Annotated in this window: 13 protein-coding genes; 11 read left to right on the top strand and 2 right to left on the bottom strand. The window is 71.4% G+C overall.

The window, feature by feature from the left end; genetic code table 11:
- Window positions 1–8 precede the first annotated feature (8 nt).
- Window positions 9–1,640, top strand: a complete 1,632-nt coding sequence (locus VE614_RS22900) for an NAD(P)/FAD-dependent oxidoreductase (protein WP_324940270.1) — start codon at window positions 9–11, stop codon at window positions 1,638–1,640.
- 12 nt (window positions 1,641–1,652) lie between these two features.
- On the opposite strand, the gene VE614_RS22895 is transcribed toward VE614_RS22900, so the two are convergent.
- Both VE614_RS22895 and VE614_RS22890 read right to left on the bottom strand, forming a co-directional pair.
- Window positions 1,653–3,035, bottom strand: coding sequence for an FAD-binding oxidoreductase (locus VE614_RS22895; protein WP_324940267.1), 1,383 nt, complete (start codon window positions 3,033–3,035; stop codon window positions 1,653–1,655).
- A 69-nt stretch (window positions 3,036–3,104) separates the two neighbouring features.
- The gene (locus tag VE614_RS22890) at window positions 3,105–4,907 is read right to left on the bottom strand and encodes a glycoside hydrolase family 15 protein (protein ID WP_324940263.1); all 1,803 of its coding nucleotides are present in this window, start codon (window positions 4,905–4,907) and stop codon (window positions 3,105–3,107) included.
- A gap of 522 nt (window positions 4,908–5,429) precedes the next feature.
- Between VE614_RS22890 and VE614_RS22885 the strand changes: the two genes are divergently transcribed.
- The 10 genes from VE614_RS22885 to VE614_RS22840 all read left to right on the top strand — a co-directional run bounded on the left by VE614_RS22885 (window position 5,430) and on the right by VE614_RS22840 (window position 16,797).
- The gene (locus VE614_RS22885; protein ID WP_324940260.1) at window positions 5,430–7,088 is read left to right on the top strand and encodes a CTP synthase; all 1,659 of its coding nucleotides are present in this window, start codon (window positions 5,430–5,432) and stop codon (window positions 7,086–7,088) included.
- A gap of 98 nt (window positions 7,089–7,186) precedes the next feature.
- Window positions 7,187–7,813 carry an NUDIX hydrolase gene (locus tag VE614_RS22880; protein ID WP_324940257.1) on the top strand — a complete coding sequence of 209 codons (627 nt, stop codon included), beginning with the start codon at window positions 7,187–7,189 and terminating at the stop codon, window positions 7,811–7,813.
- A 163-nt stretch (window positions 7,814–7,976) separates the two neighbouring features.
- Window positions 7,977–10,064 (top strand): tetratricopeptide repeat protein, encoded by a 2,088-nt coding sequence (locus VE614_RS22875; protein ID WP_324940254.1) that lies wholly within the window; start codon window positions 7,977–7,979, stop codon window positions 10,062–10,064.
- A 132-nt stretch (window positions 10,065–10,196) separates the two neighbouring features.
- On the top strand, window positions 10,197–11,321 hold the full coding sequence (gene ald / locus VE614_RS22870) for an alanine dehydrogenase (protein WP_324940251.1): 1,125 nt from the start codon (window positions 10,197–10,199) through the stop codon (window positions 11,319–11,321).
- Between the two features lie 424 nt (window positions 11,322–11,745).
- Window positions 11,746–12,882: a ParA family protein gene (locus VE614_RS22865; RefSeq protein ID WP_324940248.1), complete on the top strand. Its 1,137-nt coding sequence runs from the start codon at window positions 11,746–11,748 to the stop codon at window positions 12,880–12,882.
- Window positions 12,879–13,430, top strand: coding sequence for a hypothetical protein (locus tag VE614_RS22860; RefSeq protein ID WP_324940319.1), 552 nt, complete (start codon window positions 12,879–12,881; stop codon window positions 13,428–13,430). Before VE614_RS22865 ends, VE614_RS22860 begins: the two co-directional genes overlap by 4 nt.
- 18 nt (window positions 13,431–13,448) lie before the next feature.
- Complete coding sequence (locus tag VE614_RS22855; RefSeq protein WP_324940245.1) at window positions 13,449–14,420, top strand: segregation and condensation protein A; 972 nt, start codon at window positions 13,449–13,451, stop codon at window positions 14,418–14,420.
- A gap of 56 nt (window positions 14,421–14,476) precedes the next feature.
- Window positions 14,477–15,046 (top strand): SMC-Scp complex subunit ScpB, encoded by a 570-nt coding sequence (gene scpB, locus VE614_RS22850; protein WP_324940316.1) that lies wholly within the window; start codon window positions 14,477–14,479, stop codon window positions 15,044–15,046.
- Window positions 15,046–16,164, top strand: a complete 1,119-nt coding sequence (locus VE614_RS22845; RefSeq protein WP_324940242.1) for a pseudouridine synthase — start codon at window positions 15,046–15,048, stop codon at window positions 16,162–16,164. The genes scpB and VE614_RS22845 overlap by 1 nt, the downstream gene beginning before the upstream one ends.
- A gap of 30 nt (window positions 16,165–16,194) precedes the next feature.
- Window positions 16,195–16,797, top strand: coding sequence for an ADP-ribosylglycohydrolase family protein (locus VE614_RS22840; protein WP_324940239.1), 603 nt, complete (start codon window positions 16,195–16,197; stop codon window positions 16,795–16,797).
- Window positions 16,798–16,828 lie beyond the last annotated feature (31 nt).

Below are 16,828 nucleotides of genomic sequence, written 5' to 3'. Positions count from 1 at the left end.
GCAGCACCATGTCCCGTACGCATGCCCTGCACGTCCTCCGTTCCCTCACCGCCGACCACGCCGCCGCCCAGGCGCTGGGCGTGCCCGTCGGGGAGGCCCGGCTGCGGCGCCGGTCCGTCCTGAAGGGAGCGGCGGCCCTCGCCGCCACGACGGCCGCCACCACGACCGTCGCGACGGCCGCCACCACGACCGTCGCGGCGGCCGCTCCCGCGCCGGCCGCGGCCGCCCCCCGGATCGCCGTCGTCGGCGCCGGGATCGCCGGGCTCACCGCGGCGCTCACGCTCCACGACGCCGGCCTCGGCTGCACCCTGTACGAGGCGAACCCGAGCCGGGCCGGCGGCCGGATCCACACCCAGCGCGGCCACTGGGCGTACGGCCAGACCTCGGAGATCGGCGGCGAGCTGATCGACACCAGCCACAAGAAGATGCTGGAGCTGTGCCGCCGCTTCTCGCTGCCCGTCGAGGACTTCCTCGGCGGCGGGCCCAACGGGGCCGAGGAAGTCCTGTGGTTCAACGGCGAGTACTACCCGCGCGAGCACGCCGACGAGGACTTCAAGGCGGTCTACCAGGCCCTGCACCGCGACCTGATCGAGGCGGGGGAGGTGAAGTGGAACCGATCCACCCCGACCGGCACCGCCCTGGACACCATGTCGATATACGACTGGATCGAGTCCCGGGTGCCCGGCGGCCACGACTCCCCGCTCGGCCGGTTCATCGACGTGGCCTACAACGTCGAGTACGGCGCCGACACCACCGAGCAGTCCTCGCTCGCCCTGGTCCTGCTGATGGGCTACCAGACCAATCCCGGCAACTTCAACATCTGGGGCCTGTCCAACGAGCGCTACCACGTCGTCGGCGGCAACGACCGGCTCCCGCAGGCCATCGCCGGCCACCTGCCCGACGGGACGATCCGGCACGGCTGGTCGCTCACCGCGGTGCGGGCCAACGCCGACGGCACCCAGACGCTGACGTTCACCGAGGCGGGCGCCACCCGCACGGTCACCGCCGACCACACGATCCTGTGCGTGCCGCTGCCCGTGCTGCAGAAGCTCGACCTGAGCCGCGCCGGGTTCGACAGCCGGATGACGAGCCTCCTGAGGGACGCCCGAATGGGGTACTGCACCAAGCTCAACATGCAGTTCACCCGCCGCCCCTGGCGCGGCACCGGGGCCTGGCCGGGGGTGTCGGCGGGCGACTGCTTCACCGACAGCCGGGTGCAGCAGACCTGGGACACCACCAAGATCCAGCCGGGCACCGGCGGCATCCTCATCCAGTACCACGGCGGCACCCTCGCCAGGACGCTGGCCCCCGCCGGTCCGTTCTCCACCGAGAGCGATCCGTACGTGGCGAGACTCGCGGCGGCCCACACCAGGGAGATCGACGCCTTCTTCCCCGGCACCTCGGCCGCCTGGACCGGAAAGGCGCAGCTGTCCGCCTGGCACCTCAGCCCGTACGCCCAGGGCGCCTACTCGTACTGGCCGGTCGGCTATCTGCACCGGTACGCCGGCTACGAGGGCACACCCCAGGGCAACATCCACATCGGCGGCGAGCACTGCTCCTACGACTTCCAGGGGTTCATGGAGGGCGGCGCGACCGAGGGCGAGCGGGCGGCGCGGGAGGTGATCGACGCGGTGCGGTAGCCCGGCGCTGGTTCAGGCGGGCCTGATGTTGTGGTTGAAGCGGAACACGTTGTCCGGGTCCCAGCGGCGTTTCAGCCGGGCCAGCCGGGCGGTGTTCTCCGGGCCCAGGCCCGCCCGGACCCGGTCGGCGCCCTCGTCGCCGATGAAGTTGAGATAGACCGCGCCGGTGGTCCAGGGGCGGACGTGGTTGCGCACGTCCTGGACCCAGGGGATGCACCGCCGGTCGTCGGCCGGGTCCGCCCAGATGCCGAACGGGTGGACGGCCCAGGGAGAGTCCCGGTAGGGGACGGGGTACTCGGCGGGGCCGTCGGCGATGGCGCCGCCGAGCGGGAACAGCACATGCTGGGTGCCGGTGCCCGCCGGCATGTTCCGGGCGAGGGCGCAGAAGACGTCCACGAAGTCGTCCGGGGCGCCCGTCAGATACTCCGCCGACCAGTAGTTCCGCATCCCCGGCGGATCGTCGATCATGCACTGGACGTCGGCGTACGGCATCGTCCCGACGATCTCGGCCTCGTGCGGCAGCGCCAGCAGCGGCTGGGCGACCTCGCGCAGGTCCTCCTCGGCGCCCGCGTATGTCAGCAGTACCGCGCACACCAGGGCGCCCACCAGGTGCGGCGGGACGAACTCCTCCGGCGGCGCGGTGAGATACAGCACGCCGCCGCCCGCCTCCACCGGTCCGGACTCGATGACGTCCCGGTAGGTGCGCACCACCTCCCGGCCCGTCTCCGGCCGGTACAGCAGCAGGGCGATGGCGAACTCGGGCAGCTCGTACAGCTTGAGGGTGAGCGCGGTGGCGACACCGAAGTTGCCGCCGCCGCCGTGCAGCGCCCAGAACAGGTCCGGGTTCTCGTCGGCGCTCGCGCGCACCCGCTCGCCGTCGGCGGTGACCAGCTCCACACCGAGCAGATTGTCCACCGCGAGCCCGCACCAGCGGTCCAGCCAGCCGCTGCCGCCGCCCAGCACGAAACCGCCGACCCCGGTCGTCGAGGCCCGCCCGCCGGTGGTGGCCAGACCGTACGGCTGGGTGGCGCGGTCCAGGTGGCTCATCGTGGCGCCACCCGCCACGCGGACCGCCTCGGCACCGGGATGGACGGTCACGCCGTGCATCCGGCGCAGGTCGACGACCAGCCCGTTGTCGTTCAGCGCCATTCCGGCCACGCTGTGCCCGCCGCCGCGCACCGCGATGTTCAGGTCCAGGTCCCGGCCGAACCGCACCGCGCGCACCACGTCGTCCTCGTGCGCGCACCGCGCGATCACCGCCGGGCGGCGGTCGATCATGGCGTTGAAGACGGTCCGGGCATCGTCGTAGCCCGCGTCCCCCGGCGCGAACACCTCACCGGCCAGGTCCTCGCGCAGCGCGGCGAGGGCCGCGCCCGCCTTCGAGAGGGAAGCCATGGCCGCCCCCTTTCGCACAGGGGGTTCGCGTACGTCCCAGCCTAGGCGGGCACGGCCCGGGCGGCTCGCTCAGCCGCCGTACGCGCCGGAGGCCGTCAGCCGCAGCGCGGTGTCGATCAGCGGGACGTGGCTGAAGGCCTGCGGGAAGTTGCCGACCTGGCGCTGGAGGCGCGGGTCCCACTCCTCGGCGAGCAGGCCGAGGTCGTTGCGCAGCGACAGCAGCTTCTCGAACAGCTTGCGGGCCTCGTCCACGCGGCCGATCATCGCGAGGTCGTCGGCCATCCAGAACGAGCACGCCAGGAAGGCGCCCTCGTCGCCGGGGAGGCCGTCGACGCCCTCGTGCTCGCCCTGCGTCGGGTAGCGCAGGATGAACCCGTCCGGGGTGGACAGCTCCCGCTGGATCGCCTCCACGGTGCCGATGACCCGCTTGTCGTCCGGGGGCAGGAAGCCCACCTGCGGGATCAGCAGCAGCGCGGCGTCCAGCTCCTTGGAGCCGTAGGACTGCGTGAAGGTGTTGCGCTCCTTGTCGTAGCCCTTTTCGCACACCTCGCGGTGGATGTCCTCGCGCAGTTCCTTCCAGCGCTCCAGCGGGCCGTCCGCGTCGCCGGACTCGATCAGCTTGATCGTGCGGTCGACGGCGACCCACGCCATCACCTTGGAGTGCACGAAGTGGCGGCGCGGGCCGCGCACCTCCCAGATGCCCTCGTCGGGCTCCTGCCAGTGCTTCTCCAGGTAGCTGATCAGCTTCAGCTGGAGCAGGGAGGCATAGTCGCTGCGCGACAGGCCGGTCATGTGGGCCAGATGCAGGGCCTCGGTGACCTCGCCGTAGACGTCCAGCTGGAGCTGGTTCGCGGCGCCGTTGCCGACCCGGACCGGGGCGGAGCTCTCATAGCCGGGCAGCCAGTCCAGCTCGGCCTCGCCCAGCTCGCGCTCGCCCGCGATGCCGTACATGATCTGGAGGTTCTCCGGGTCGCCGGCGACGGCCCGCAGCAGCCACTCGCGCCAGGCGCGGGCCTCCTCGCGGTAGCCGGTGCGCAGCAGCGAGGACAGGGTGATCGCCGCGTCCCGCAGCCAGGTGTAGCGGTAGTCCCAGTTGCGCACGCCGCCGATCTCCTCCGGCAGGGAGGTGGTCGGGGCGGCGACGATACCGCCGGTCGGCGCGTACGTCAGCGCCTTCAGCGTGATCAGGGAGCGGATCACCGGCTCCCGGTAGGGGCCGTGGTACGTACAGTGCTCGACCCACTCCCGCCAGAAGTCCTCCGTCGCCTCCAGCGACTGCTCCGGCTCCGGCAGCGGCGGCGCCTCCTTGTGCGAGGGCTGCCAGGAGATGGTGAACGCGATCCGCTCGCCGGGGGAGACCGTGAACTCCGAGTAGGTGGTCAGCTCCTTGCCCTCGGTCTCGACATGCGTGTCGAACCACACCGAGTCGGGACCGGCCACGGCCACCGTGCGGCCCTCCTGCTTGTGCACCCAGGGCACCACCCGGCCGTACGAGAACCGCATCCGCAGCGCGGAGCGCATCGGGACCCGGCCGGAGACGCCCTCCACGATCCGGATCAGCTGGGGCGCGCCGTCACGCGGCGGCATGAAGTCGATCACCCGGACCGTGCCGCGCAGGGTGTCCCACTCGGACTCGAGGATCAGCGAGTCGCCGCGGTAGCTGCGCCGGGCCGCGACCGGCGGCTCGGCGTCGGCCGCGTGCGCCGGGCCGATGCGCCAGAAGCCGTGCTCCTCGGTGCCCAGCAGACCGGCGAAGATGGCGTGCGAGTCGAAGCGGGGCAGGCACAGCCAGTCGACTGTGCCGTCCCGGCAGACCAGGGCGGCGGTCTGCATGTCTCCGATGAGTGCGTAGTCTTCGATGCGCCCGGCCACGTGCTAACTCCAGTCGAACGGCCACGTAGCCCCGAACAAGGGGGCTTTCGCTGAGTGCGGTCAAGGGGTCGTTGTAATGCGTCGTTGAGCTGTGAAGCAAAATCGTCGCCGAGCCGCTGGCCCCGGACGACAGTCGTCACTCAACGATCTGACGAGCTCTCGTTGTTCCGGTTTCTTACGGGCGGGGGTGGTGCCGTTCGGCCGGCGGGCTCGGCAGCGAGTGTCCGAGCAGGATACGACGCACGTAGATGATCCGCGTGCCGCTCCGGACAACGGGTTTGCGCCGAACGGGTGAGCAGAGGGTGAGAGACGCGTGAGCGGTTCACATCCGTGGCGGGCCGTGCGCAGAGCGTCGCCGGAAGCCATCCCGCCCAGGCGCTGATACCCTGGTAGCCCGTGGACCGGTGGGCGCAGAACCCCCGAACCGCAGCGACGGCTCCTCCAGGAAAACCCCGGTGCCCCACCGGACCGGACGGCCGCACCGCACCCCCAGACCGAGACCACGGGAGCCCCCTCTTGGCCATGCCGCCCAAAACAACGACGACCAAGCACATCTTCGTCACCGGGGGTGTCGCCTCCTCGCTCGGCAAGGGTCTGACCGCCTCCAGCCTCGGCATGTTGCTGAAGGCGCGGGGCCTGCGCGTCGTCATGCAGAAGCTCGACCCGTACATCAACGTCGACCCGGGCACGATGAACCCCTTCCAGCACGGTGAGGTGTTCGTCACCAACGACGGCGCCGAGACCGACCTGGACATCGGCCACTACGAGCGTTTCCTCGACCGGGACCTGGACGGCTCCGCCAACGTCACCACCGGCCAGGTGTACTCGACGGTGATCGCCAAGGAGCGGCGCGGCGAGTACCTGGGCGACACGGTCCAGGTGATCCCGCACATCACCAACGAGATCAAGCACCGCATCCGCCGGATGGCCGCGGACGACGTGGACGTCGTCATCACGGAGGTCGGCGGCACGGTCGGCGACATCGAGTCGCTGCCGTTCCTGGAGACCGTCCGCCAGGTCCGCCACGAGGTCGGCCGGGACAACGTCTTCGTGGTGCACATCTCCCTTCTGCCCTACATCGGCCCGTCCGGCGAGCTGAAGACCAAGCCGACCCAGCACTCCGTCGCCGCCCTGCGCAACATCGGCATCCAGCCCGACGCCATCGTGCTGCGCTGCGACCGCGAGGTGCCCACCGCCATCAAGCGGAAGATCTCGCTGATGTGCGACGTCGACGAGGCCGCCGTCGTGGCCTGCCCCGACGCGCCGTCGATCTACGACATCCCGAAGGTCGTGCACGCCGAGGGCCTGGACGCCTACGCCGTGCGCAAGCTGGACCTGCCCTTCCGGGACGTGGACTGGACGACCTGGGACGACCTGCTCGACCGTGTCCACCGCCCGGCGCACGAGATCAGCCTCGCGCTGGTCGGCAAGTACATCGACCTGCCCGACGCGTACCTGTCGGTGACCGAGGCGCTGCGCGCCGGCGGCTTCGCCAACCACACCCGCGTCAAGATCAAGTGGGTCACCTCCGACGACTGCCGCACTCCGGCCGGCGCGGCCGAGCAGCTCGGCGACGTGGACGCGATCTGCATCCCCGGCGGCTTCGGCGACCGCGGTGTCTCCGGCAAGGTCGGCGCCATCCAGTACGCCCGCGAGAACAAGATCCCGCTGCTCGGCCTGTGCCTGGGCCTGCAGTGCATCGTGATCGAGGCCGCGCGCAACCTGGCGGGTATCGCCGACGCGAACTCCACCGAGTTCGACCCGGCCACCGCCCACCCGGTGATCTCCACCATGGCCGAGCAGCTCGACATCGTCGCCGGTGAGGGCGACATGGGCGGCACGATGCGGCTGGGCATGTACCCGGCCAAGCTGGCCGAGGGCTCCATCGTGCGCGAGGTCTACGACGGCAAGGAGTACGTCGAGGAGCGGCACCGCCACCGGTACGAGGTCAACAACGCGTACCGCGCGGAGCTGGAGAGCAAGGCGGGTATCCAGTTCTCCGGCACCTCCCCGGACGGCAAGCTGGTCGAGTATGTGGAGTACCCCCGTGAGGTCCACCCGTACCTCGTGGCCACGCAGGCACACCCGGAGCTCCGGTCCCGCCCGACCCGCCCGCACCCGCTGTTCGCGGGCCTGGTGAAGGCGGCCGTCGAGCGCAAGACGGCGAAGACGGGCAAGTAACACAACGGTTGTACGGTGGCCGGGGTGCGTCCTTCTCAACGGGGACGCGCCCCGGCTTTTTCTGTACGTCTTCTTCTGTACGTCTGGAAGGACAGGGCATGACGATCAAGGACACTCCCGAGGAGTGGGAGATCCGGGCCACGGACACCCCCTTCCGGGGCAACAAGACCTCCGTCCGCACCGACGAGGTGGTCATGCCCGACGGCACGGCGGTCACCCGTGACTACCAGGTCCACCCCGGCTCGGTGGCCGTCCTCGCCCTCGACGAGGCCGACCGTGTCCTGGTGCTGCGCCAGTACCGGCACCCGGTGCGCCAGAAGCTGTGGGAGATCCCGGCCGGACTGCTCGACGTGCCCGGCGAGAACCCGCTGCACGCCGCACAGCGCGAGCTGTACGAGGAGGCGCACGTCAAGGCCGAGGACTGGCGGGTGCTGACCGACGTGTACACCACGCCCGGCGGCTGCGACGAGGCCGTACGGATCTTCCTCGCCCGCGATCTCTCCGAGGCCGAGGGCGAGCGCTTCGAGGTCGAGCACGAAGAGGCCGACATGGAACTGGAGCGGGTGCCGGTCCAGGAGCTGGTGCGCGGGGTGCTCGCCGGGGAGCTGCACAACAACTGCCTGGTCGTGGGTGTCCTCTCCCTGGTCGCCGCGCGGGCGGGCGACGGACTCGACGCCCTGCGCCCGGCGGAGGCGCCGTGGCCGGCCCGGCCGTTCGCGTCCTGATCCGCCCGGTCACCGCCTTCGGTGTGACCATCGCCTGATCCGATCGGGGGACGTCACCGCCGTGCTCCACCGGGATCGTCGCAGAGCGTGAACTAGGCTCTGGAAACGCCCGATCGGAGACCCGTCGGGCTGTGCACGTGCAGGTGGGACGGGAGTGTGGCCCGTGACGGATCAGGCGGTGGACACAGGCGGCTTGGAGCTGTCGGAACACACGTCGCCGGAAAACCTCTTCCTGGGCCGCACACGGGAGTTGAAGGAACTGCGCGCCGACATCGAGCGCGCCGGACTCGACACCCTGGCCGGCCGCAAGGCGCCGCGCGCCCGGGTGCTGCTGATCGCCGGCCGGCCCGGCTCCGGCCGCACCGCGCTCGCCGAGGAACTGGTCCGGCAGGTCGCCGACCGCTACCCGGACGGGGTGCTGCGGGCCCGGCTCAGCGAACCCGACGGCACGCCCGTCCCCACCGTCCGCGTCGCCCGGGAGCTGCTCGCCGCGCTGGAGCTGCCGGCCCCCGCCGGAGCCGCCGGGGACGATCTCGCGGCGGCGCTGCGCGCGGCACTCGCCGACCGCCGGGCCGTTCTGCTGCTGGACGACGCGGCCGACGCCGAGCAGGTCGACGCGCTGCTGCCGGACACTCCGGACTGCCTGGCCGTCGCCGTATCGCAGGGCCCCCTGACGGGGATCGCCGACGTCCGCCCGTGCACCCTGGGCGGCCTGGACACCAAAACGGCGGTGGAACTGCTGTCCCGGCGCACCGGCTCGGTGCGGATCACCGTGGACCCGCGGGCCGCCGAGACCCTGGTCGAGGAGTGCCAGGCCCAGCCCGCCGCGCTGATGCTGGCCGGCGGCTGGCTGGCCGCCCGTCCCAAGGCGGCCGTCGCCGACCTCGCCAAGCAGCTGCGCGCCGAGGACGACGAGGAGACCGCGGGCACCCCGCTCAGCCGGATCTTCCGGCTCGCCTACGTCTCCCTCCCGGTGCCCGCCGCCCGGATACTGCGACTGCTCGCCCTGGCCCCCGCCGGGTACGTCGACCCGCACACCGCCTCCGCGCTCGCCGGCTGCTCGGTCAGCGGGGCCCGCGCCACCCTGGACGACTTCGTCGCCCTCGGCCTGCTGCGGGCGGTGGACTCGCCGTTGCCGCAGTACGAGGTGCCGGGCGCCCTGCACCCGCTGCTGCGCGCCCTCACCGAGACGCAGGACAAGCCGGCCGAGCTCCAGCTGGCCCGGGCCCGGATGCTGGAGCGGACGGTCCGGCTGCTCCAGTCCTGCCGGGCGATCACCGAGACGGACTCGCCGCAGGCCCGTGCCAAGCTGCTCGGGATGCCCAGCTCGCTGCGCTTCCCCAGCCCGCGCGCGGCGGCGGACTGGCTGCGCATCCGCCGGCCCGCCCTGCTGGCCGCGGCCCGCCTCGCGGTCGCCGACGGGGAGCTGGACACCCTGGCCCGGCGGCTGCTGTCCCAGCTGGTGCGGACGCTGGTCGCGCACTTCGGCACCCAGGCCGCGGCCCCCGACCTGTACGGCATCCACCAGCTCGTGCTGGATGTGGCCGAGCGGCAGAACCTGCCCCGGGAGCAAGCGGCGGCCCTGCTGAACCTGGCCGATCTGGACGCCCAGACCGGCCGTACCGCCGAGGCGCTGGTGCGCTACCGGGCCGCGCTGGACGCGGGACGGGAGGCGAACGACCCGTATGCGACCGGCCGCGCGATGGAATCCGTAGGTGGTGCCCACGAGGAGCTGGGCGACTACGACCGGGCCGCCGACTGGTTCGGCCGGGCGCTGGCCCAGCGGCTGGCCCGCGACGAGCGCGCGGACGCCGCCCGGCTGTACGGCCGGATCGCCGCCGTCCACACCTACGCGGGCCGCTACGGCGAGGCGGTGCGCGGCTGGCGGGCGGCCGTCGCCGGGTACCGCAAGCTCGGCGATGTCGCCGCGCACGCGCGGGCGTTGAGCGAGCTGGCCCGGGTGCAGGAGTACGCGGGCCGGCCCGAGGAGTCGCTGCGCACCTGCCAGGAGGCGGTGGAGTGGGCGCGCCGTGCGGAGGACGTACGGCTCCAGGCGGCGTTGCACCTGCGGCTGGCCGACACCCTGGACCACCTCGGCGATCCCACGGCGGCCGGACTGCACCGCAGCGCGGCCGAGCGCATGCTGGGGGAAGAGCTCCAGGAGACCGCGCAGGAGGGCGATCCGGAAGATCAACAACCGGAACACGGAGCTAACGCCTGCGAAATCCGCAGTACATCCGCTGAAGATTGATGCAATGAAAGGCTAGACAGCGGGAACGCCTTCATTAGACTGGCTCTGCCGCACGTTCTCCTGCGGTGTCTCCCGGTGTGCCCTGTACATCCGGGTATGTCACGTACCACACCCCCCTCTGAGCCAAGGACCGTGATCGACGTGAAGGTCGGCATCCCCCGCGAGGTCAAGAACAACGAGTTCCGGGTGGCCATCACCCCCGCCGGCGTGCACGAGCTGGTGCGCAACGGCCACCAGGTCGTCATCGAGCGGGGCGCCGGCCTCGGCTCCTCGATCACGGACGAGGAGTACGTCGCCGCCGGCGCCGAGATCCTCGACACCGCCGACGAGGTCTGGGCCACCGCCGACCTGCTGCTGAAGGTCAAGGAGCCGATCGCGGAGGAGTACCACCGCCTGCGCAAGGACCAGACCCTCTTCACCTACCTGCACCTGGCCGCCTCCAAGGAATGCACGGACGCCCTCGTCGAGTCCGGGACCACCGCCATCGCCTACGAGACGGTCGAGCTGCCCAGCCGCGCGCTGCCGCTGCTCGCCCCGATGTCCGAGGTCGCGGGCCGCCTGGCCCCGCAGGTCGGCGCCTACCACCTGATGCGCGCCAACGGCGGCCGCGGCGTCCTGCCCGGCGGCGTCCCCGGTGTCACCCCGGCGAAGGCCGTCGTCATCGGCGGTGGCGTCTCCGGCTGGAACGCCACCCAGATCGCCGTCGGCATGGGCTTCGACGTGACCCTGCTGGACCGCGACATCAACAAGCTGCGCGAGGCCGACAAGATCTTCGGCACCAAGGTCAAGGCCGTCATGTCCAACTCCTTCGAGCTGGAGAAGGCCGTCCTGGACGCCGACCTCGTCATCGGCGCCGTCCTCATCCCGGGCGCGAAGGCCCCGAAGCTCGTCACCAACGAGCTGGTCTCCCGGATGAAGCCCGGAAGTGTCCTTGTCGACATCGCGATCGACCAGGGCGGCTGCTTCGAGGACTCCCGTCCGACCACGCACGCCGAGCCGACCTTCCAGGTCCACGACTCGATCTTCTACTGCGTCGCCAACATGCCCGGCGCCGTCCCGAACACCTCCACCAACGCCCTCACCAACGCCACGCTGCCGTACATCGTGTCGCTGGCCAACAACGGCTGGGTCGAGGCGCTGCGCCGCGACGCCGCGCTCGCCAAGGGTCTCAACACCCATGACGGCAAGGTCGTTTACAAGGAGGTCGCTCAGGCGCACGGCCTGGAGCACGTGGAGCTGGAGTCGCTCCTCGGCTGACGCCCCGCCGGTCCGCGCCCCAGCGACTGGTTCAAGTCATCCATACGGAAAAGGCGATTCGTCAACAGGGGTCGTCAACCGTGAACATCCGGCCGGACCTTGCCCGACAAGGTCCGGCCGGATGTGTGTATGGTCACTTTGCGACTCTCGGTCAACTCGCCTCGAACGTATCCCTTTAACCGATTCGTACACCGGTGAAATCTGCTGTGTGACGCTCGTACGCCCTTGACAGCGGGATGTTTCATTGCCGACACATCGGGCCGGGTCCGGCGGATTGTGTTGCTGCGGACGCCCGACACGCCATAGAGTCGCCGAACGTCGGCATGGTGCCACGCTGACCTTGTCTAGAAGTTTCCTGGTCACCAAGGAGGTAAGACGACTTGTGAATGAGTCGACATTTTCTCCCGGGGGTGGTCAACCAGGAATGCCTACGCGGGGCCAGGGCTCCACGGGGCTCGAGGCTGTCGGCTCCGTCGCTGTCCGAACCTTCGCAGCCCACCAGAGCCAGACCAGCCCCCACATGGCTCAGACAGCACCCCAGAGCATGGATGGCCATCACGTGAACGCCATGGCCGGCGACGGAAGTGGCGCGCCCCACAACCACTTCGCCGACTACGAGGAACTGCCCGAGGGGCACTTCTACGACCCCGACGCCGAGTACGAGCCCGATCCCGAGTACGCGGCCACGCTCGCACCCGACGCGGCCCGCCAGCGCCGTGAGCGCGTCGGCCCGACCGGACGCCCCCTGCCGTACTTCCCGATCCCGGGTCCGCTCACCGACCACGGCCCCGCGACGATCATCGCGATGTGCAACCAGAAGGGCGGCGTCGGCAAGACGACGTCCACCATCAACCTGGGTGCCGCGCTCGCGGAGTACGGACGCCGGGTGCTGCTCGTGGACTTCGACCCGCAGGGCGCGCTGTCGGTCGGTCTCGGCGTCAACCCCATGGAGCTGGACCTCACCGTCTACAACCTGCTCATGGAGCGGGGCCTGTCGGCCGACGAGGTGCTGCTGAAGACCGCGGTCCCCAACATGGACCTGCTGCCCAGCAACATCGACCTGTCCGCGGCCGAGGTCCAGCTGGTCTCCGAGGTCGCCCGTGAGTCGTCGCTCCAGCGCGCGCTCAAGCCGCTGCTGCCCGACTACGACTACATCGTGATCGACTGCCAGCCCTCGCTCGGCCTGCTCACGGTCAACGCGCTGACGGCCGCGCACAAGGTGATCGTGCCGCTGGAGTGCGAGTTCTTCGCGCTGCGCGGTGTGGCGCTGCTGACCGAGACCATCGAGAAGGTCCAGGAGCGGCTCAACCCCGAGCTGGAGCTCGACGGCATCCTCGCCACCATGTACGACTCGCGCACCGTGCACAGCCGCGAGGTGCTCGCCCGGGTCGTGGAGGCCTTCGACGACCACGTCTACCACACGGTCATCGGGCGTACGGTCCGCTTCCCGGAGACCACGGTCGCCGGTGAGCCGATCACCACGTACGCCTCCAACTCCGTCGGTGCCGCCGCCTACCGCCAGCTCGCCAGGGAGGTGCTCGCCCGGTGTCACGCCGAGTGAGTCTGCCGGGGGCCGACGAACTGTTCCGCACGACAGGGGGCATGGCACTCCAGCCGTCCGCTCCCCGGCGCCCGGCGGGTGGCGAGCCCCGGGTGCCGGCTCCGGCCGGCGAGAGCGACCCGTCGATCGCGGACGACGCCCCGCAGGCCGTGCCCGCGCAGGGCGGCGACGGCGACGGCGCCGAGCACATGCCCGCGGAGCCCGACGCCGCGGAGGCGGGCGAGTCCCGCAGCCGGGGCGCCGCCGGGGAGCGCGCCACCCGGCGCCAGCCGGCGCAGGAAGGTTCTGCCGCGGCCGCGCCCCGCAAGCGCGGGCGGACGGCCACGCGGCGGCCGAGCGGACGTGAGCGGCACGACGAGAAGATCACCGTCTACGTCTCCGCCGAGGAGCTGATGGACCTGGAGCACGCGCGTCTCGTGCTCCGCGGCGAGCACGGGCTCGCCGTCGACCGGGGCCGGATCGTGCGCGAGGCGGTGGCCGTCGTGCTCGCCGATCTGGAGACCCGGGGGGACGCCAGCATCCTCGTACGGCGGCTGCGGGGGCGGTAGCGGTAGCCTGCGGGGGCTATGACCTCGTACGACGCTTCCGCCTCCGGCCGTGCCGGGCGTCGGCGCGCGCTGGGCAAGGGGCCTGGCGTTCCGCCGGTGGAGCCGGACGACGCTCCCGTGGAGATCCCGGAACCGGAGCCGGTCGCAGCAGAGCCGGAGCCGGAGCCGAAGGCCCCTGACGACGGTGTCTTCACGGTGCGGCTCGCCAACTTCGAGGGGCCCTTCGATCTGCTGCTCCAGTTGATCTCCCGGCACAAGCTGGACGTCACCGAGGTCGCGCTGTCGAAGGTCACCGATGAGTTCATGGCGCACATCCGGGCGAGGGGGCCGGACTGGGATCTGGACCAGACGACCGAGTTCCTGGTCGTCGCGGCCACCCTGCTCGATCTCAAGGCGGCCCGGCTGCTGCCCGCCGCCGAGGTGGAGGACGAGGCCGACCTGGCGCTGCTGGAGGCGCGGGACCTGCTCTTCGCACGGCTGCTCCAGTACCGGGCGTACAAGCAGATCGCGGACATCTTCAGCGGGCGCCTGGACGGCGAGGCCCGCCGCTACCCCCGTACCGTCGGCCTGGAGCCCCAGCACGCCGAGCTGCTGCCCGAGGTCGTCATCAGCATCGGCGCGGAGGGGTTCGCGAAGCTCGCGGTCAAGGCGATGCAGCCGAAGCCGAAGCCGCAGGTGTACGTCGACCACATCCACGCGCCGCTGGTCAGCGTGCGGGAACAGGCGGGGATCGTGGTGGCCCGGCTGAGGGAGCTGGGCGAGGCGAGCTTCCGCGCGCTCGTCGAGGACACCGACGACACCCTCACCGTCGTCGCCCGGTTCCTGGCGCTGCTGGAGCTGTACCGGGAGAAGGCGGTGGCCCTGGAGCAGGAGACCGCCCTCGGGGATCTGCTGGTGCGGTGGACCGGTGGGGACGGGGACGACCGGCCCCTGGTGACCGACGAGTTCGACCGGCCGCCCGAGCAGCCGAAGGAGGAGGAGAAGGCGTGACGAGCGAGGAGACGGTCGCCGCACTCGATCTCAAGCCCGCCCTGGAGGCCGTGCTGATGGTCGTGGACGAGCCCGCGACCGAGGAGCACCTGGCGAAGATCCTGGAGCGGCCCCGGCGGCAGGTCGCCGACGCCCTGCGGGAGCTGGCCGACGAGTACGCCGTGCAGGGCCGCGGGTTCGAGCTGCGGTTCGTCGCGGGCGGCTGGCGTTTCTACACCCGCCCCGAGTACGCGGCGGCCGTCGAGCGCCTCGTCCTGGACGGCCAGACGGCCCGGCTCACCCAGGCCGCGCTGGAGACGCTCGCGGTCGTCGCCTACCGTCAGCCGGTGAGCCGCAGCCGGGTGTCGGCCGTCCGCGGGGTCAACTGCGACGGGGTCATGCGCACCCTCCTCCAGCGCGGACTGGTCGAGGAGGCGGGCACGGAACCCGAAACAGGTGCGATCCTGTACAGGACGACGAACTACTTCCTGGAACGGATGGGCCTGCGCGGTCTGGACGAGCTCCCGGAGCTCGCGCCCTTCCTCCCGGAGGCGGAGGCGATCGAGGCCGAGACCCAGGAAGGCGTACCGTCGTTCGATCCGGACGCTCCGGACTTCGAGGACGCAGACGACAAGACGGAACTTTGATGCGAAGCAGCAGCGGCAGGAACAGCAGCGGAAACAACGGCGGGAGCCGTGGTGGCAACAGCGGCGGCCGCGGCGGGAGCGGCGGCGGGCGCGGTAACTTCCGCGGCGCCGGCAACAACCGCGACGACAAGCAGGGCAGTGGTCGACCGAAGAAGCCGCGCCCGGAGGAGCGGCGCTACGACGTCGGCCCCGGCGCCACCCAGGACGGTGCGAAGTCGGGCCGCGGCCCGTCGGCCCGGGGCGGCGCCAAGGGCGGTCCCCGGAAGCCTCAGCAGCGCGGACGGTCGGCCCCTGCGACCTCGCGGGAGTACGAGGTTCGGGTCGAGGAGCGCAACCGGGAGCGGTACGCGGACAAGAAGGACGTCAAGCTGCCCAAGACGTTCCCGGGCGCCGAGCAGGAGGGCGAGCGGCTGCAGAAGGTGCTCGCACGCGCCGGCTACGGCTCCCGGCGCGCCTGCGAGGAGCTGATCGAGCAGGCCCGGGTCGAGGTGAACGGCGAGATCGTCCTGGAGCAGGGCAAGCGCGTGGACCCGGAGAACGACGAGATCCGGGTGGACGGGCTGACCGTGGCCACCCAGTCGTACCAGTTCTTCGCGCTGAACAAGCCCGCCGGCGTCGTCTCCACCATGGAGGACCCGGAGGGGCGGCAGTGCCTCGGCGACTACGTCACCAACCGGGAGACCCGGCTCTTCCACGTGGGGCGCCTGGACACCGAGACCGAGGGCATCATCCTGCTCACCAACCACGGCGAGCTGGCGCACCGGCTGACCCACCCCAAGTACGGCGTGAAGAAGACCTACCTGGCCGCGATCGTCGGGCCCATCCCGCGCGACCTGGGCAAGCGGCTGAAGGACGGCATCCAGCTGGAGGACGGCTACGCCCGCGCGGACCACTTCCGGGTCGTCGAGCAGACCGGCAAGAACTACCTGGTCGAGGTGACCCTCCACGAGGGCCGCAAGCACATCGTGCGCCGCATGCTCGCGGAGGCCGGCTTCCCGGTCGAGAAGCTGGTGCGCACCGCCTTCGGCCCGATCGCCCTGGGCGACCAGAAGTCGGGCTGGCTGCGGCGGCTGTCCAACACGGAGGTCGGGATGCTGATGAAGGAAGTCGACCTCTAAGCCGACCTCTGAGCCGACCGTGGAAACGGCTTGTCGGCGTCCCGCCATCCCCTTTATTGTCAGAGTGACGATAAAGGGGATGGTGATCCGCGTGCCGAACGCGCCGCGACCGGAGCGCTCCTCGGCCTCGCCCTCGGAGACGCCCTCGGCTTTCCGGCCGAGTTCGACGACGTGCCGCCGATCCTCGCCGAGTTCGGTCCCTGGCGGCCGATGGACCTGCCCCGGCCCGCGCTCGTCTCCCACGACACCCGGATGACGCTCGCCCTCGGCCGCGGGCTGCGCACCGCCATGGAACGCGGCTTCCTCGCCCCCGAGCGGCTGGCGCGGCAGGTGCGCGCGGACGCGGTCCGCACCGTCTCCCCGGAGACCGACCCCTGCCTCGCCACCGGAGCGGGCTGGATCGCCGAGGAAGCGCCGGCCACCGGGCTGCTCCGCTTCCTGCTCCCCGTCGAGGAACCGCTCGGCGCGCCGCGCCGCGCCGCCCGCACCTCCGGCGACTCCGACTCCATCGCCTGCCTGACCGGCGCCTTCGCGGGCGCCCACCACGGCGCGGACGTCTGGCCGGCGGCCTGGACGGACCGGATCGAGTACCGGGACGAGCCGGTGACCCCGGGCGCGCTCCGGGACGCCTGAGCGCACCCGTCGCGCCGGCGCGGGCAAGCCC

This window comes from Streptomyces sp. (genome assembly GCF_035645055.1).
GTDB lineage: Bacteria > Actinomycetota > Actinomycetes > Streptomycetales > Streptomycetaceae > Streptomyces.
This window is presented reverse-complemented; position numbering and strand designations above follow the sequence as displayed.

What these genes read in the sequence shown, in the direction of transcription:
- VE614_RS22900 (WP_324940270.1), top strand. Translation starts at nt 9, where the DNA reads ATGTCCCGTACGCATGCCCTGCACGTCCTCCGTTCCCTCACCGCCGAC.
- VE614_RS22895 (WP_324940267.1), bottom strand. Translation starts at nt 3,035, where the DNA reads ATGGCTTCCCTCTCGAAGGCGGGCGCGGCCCTCGCCGCGCTGCGCGAG.
- VE614_RS22885 (WP_324940260.1), top strand. Translation starts at nt 5,430, where the DNA reads ATGCCGCCCAAAACAACGACGACCAAGCACATCTTCGTCACCGGGGGT.
- VE614_RS22880 (WP_324940257.1), top strand. Translation starts at nt 7,187, where the DNA reads ATGACGATCAAGGACACTCCCGAGGAGTGGGAGATCCGGGCCACGGAC.
- VE614_RS22865 (WP_324940248.1), top strand. Translation starts at nt 11,746, where the DNA reads ATGCCTACGCGGGGCCAGGGCTCCACGGGGCTCGAGGCTGTCGGCTCC.
- VE614_RS22855 (WP_324940245.1), top strand. Translation starts at nt 13,449, where the DNA reads ATGACCTCGTACGACGCTTCCGCCTCCGGCCGTGCCGGGCGTCGGCGC.
- scpB (WP_324940316.1), top strand. Translation starts at nt 14,477, where the DNA reads ATGGTCGTGGACGAGCCCGCGACCGAGGAGCACCTGGCGAAGATCCTG.
- VE614_RS22845 (WP_324940242.1), top strand. Translation starts at nt 15,046, where the DNA reads ATGCGAAGCAGCAGCGGCAGGAACAGCAGCGGAAACAACGGCGGGAGC.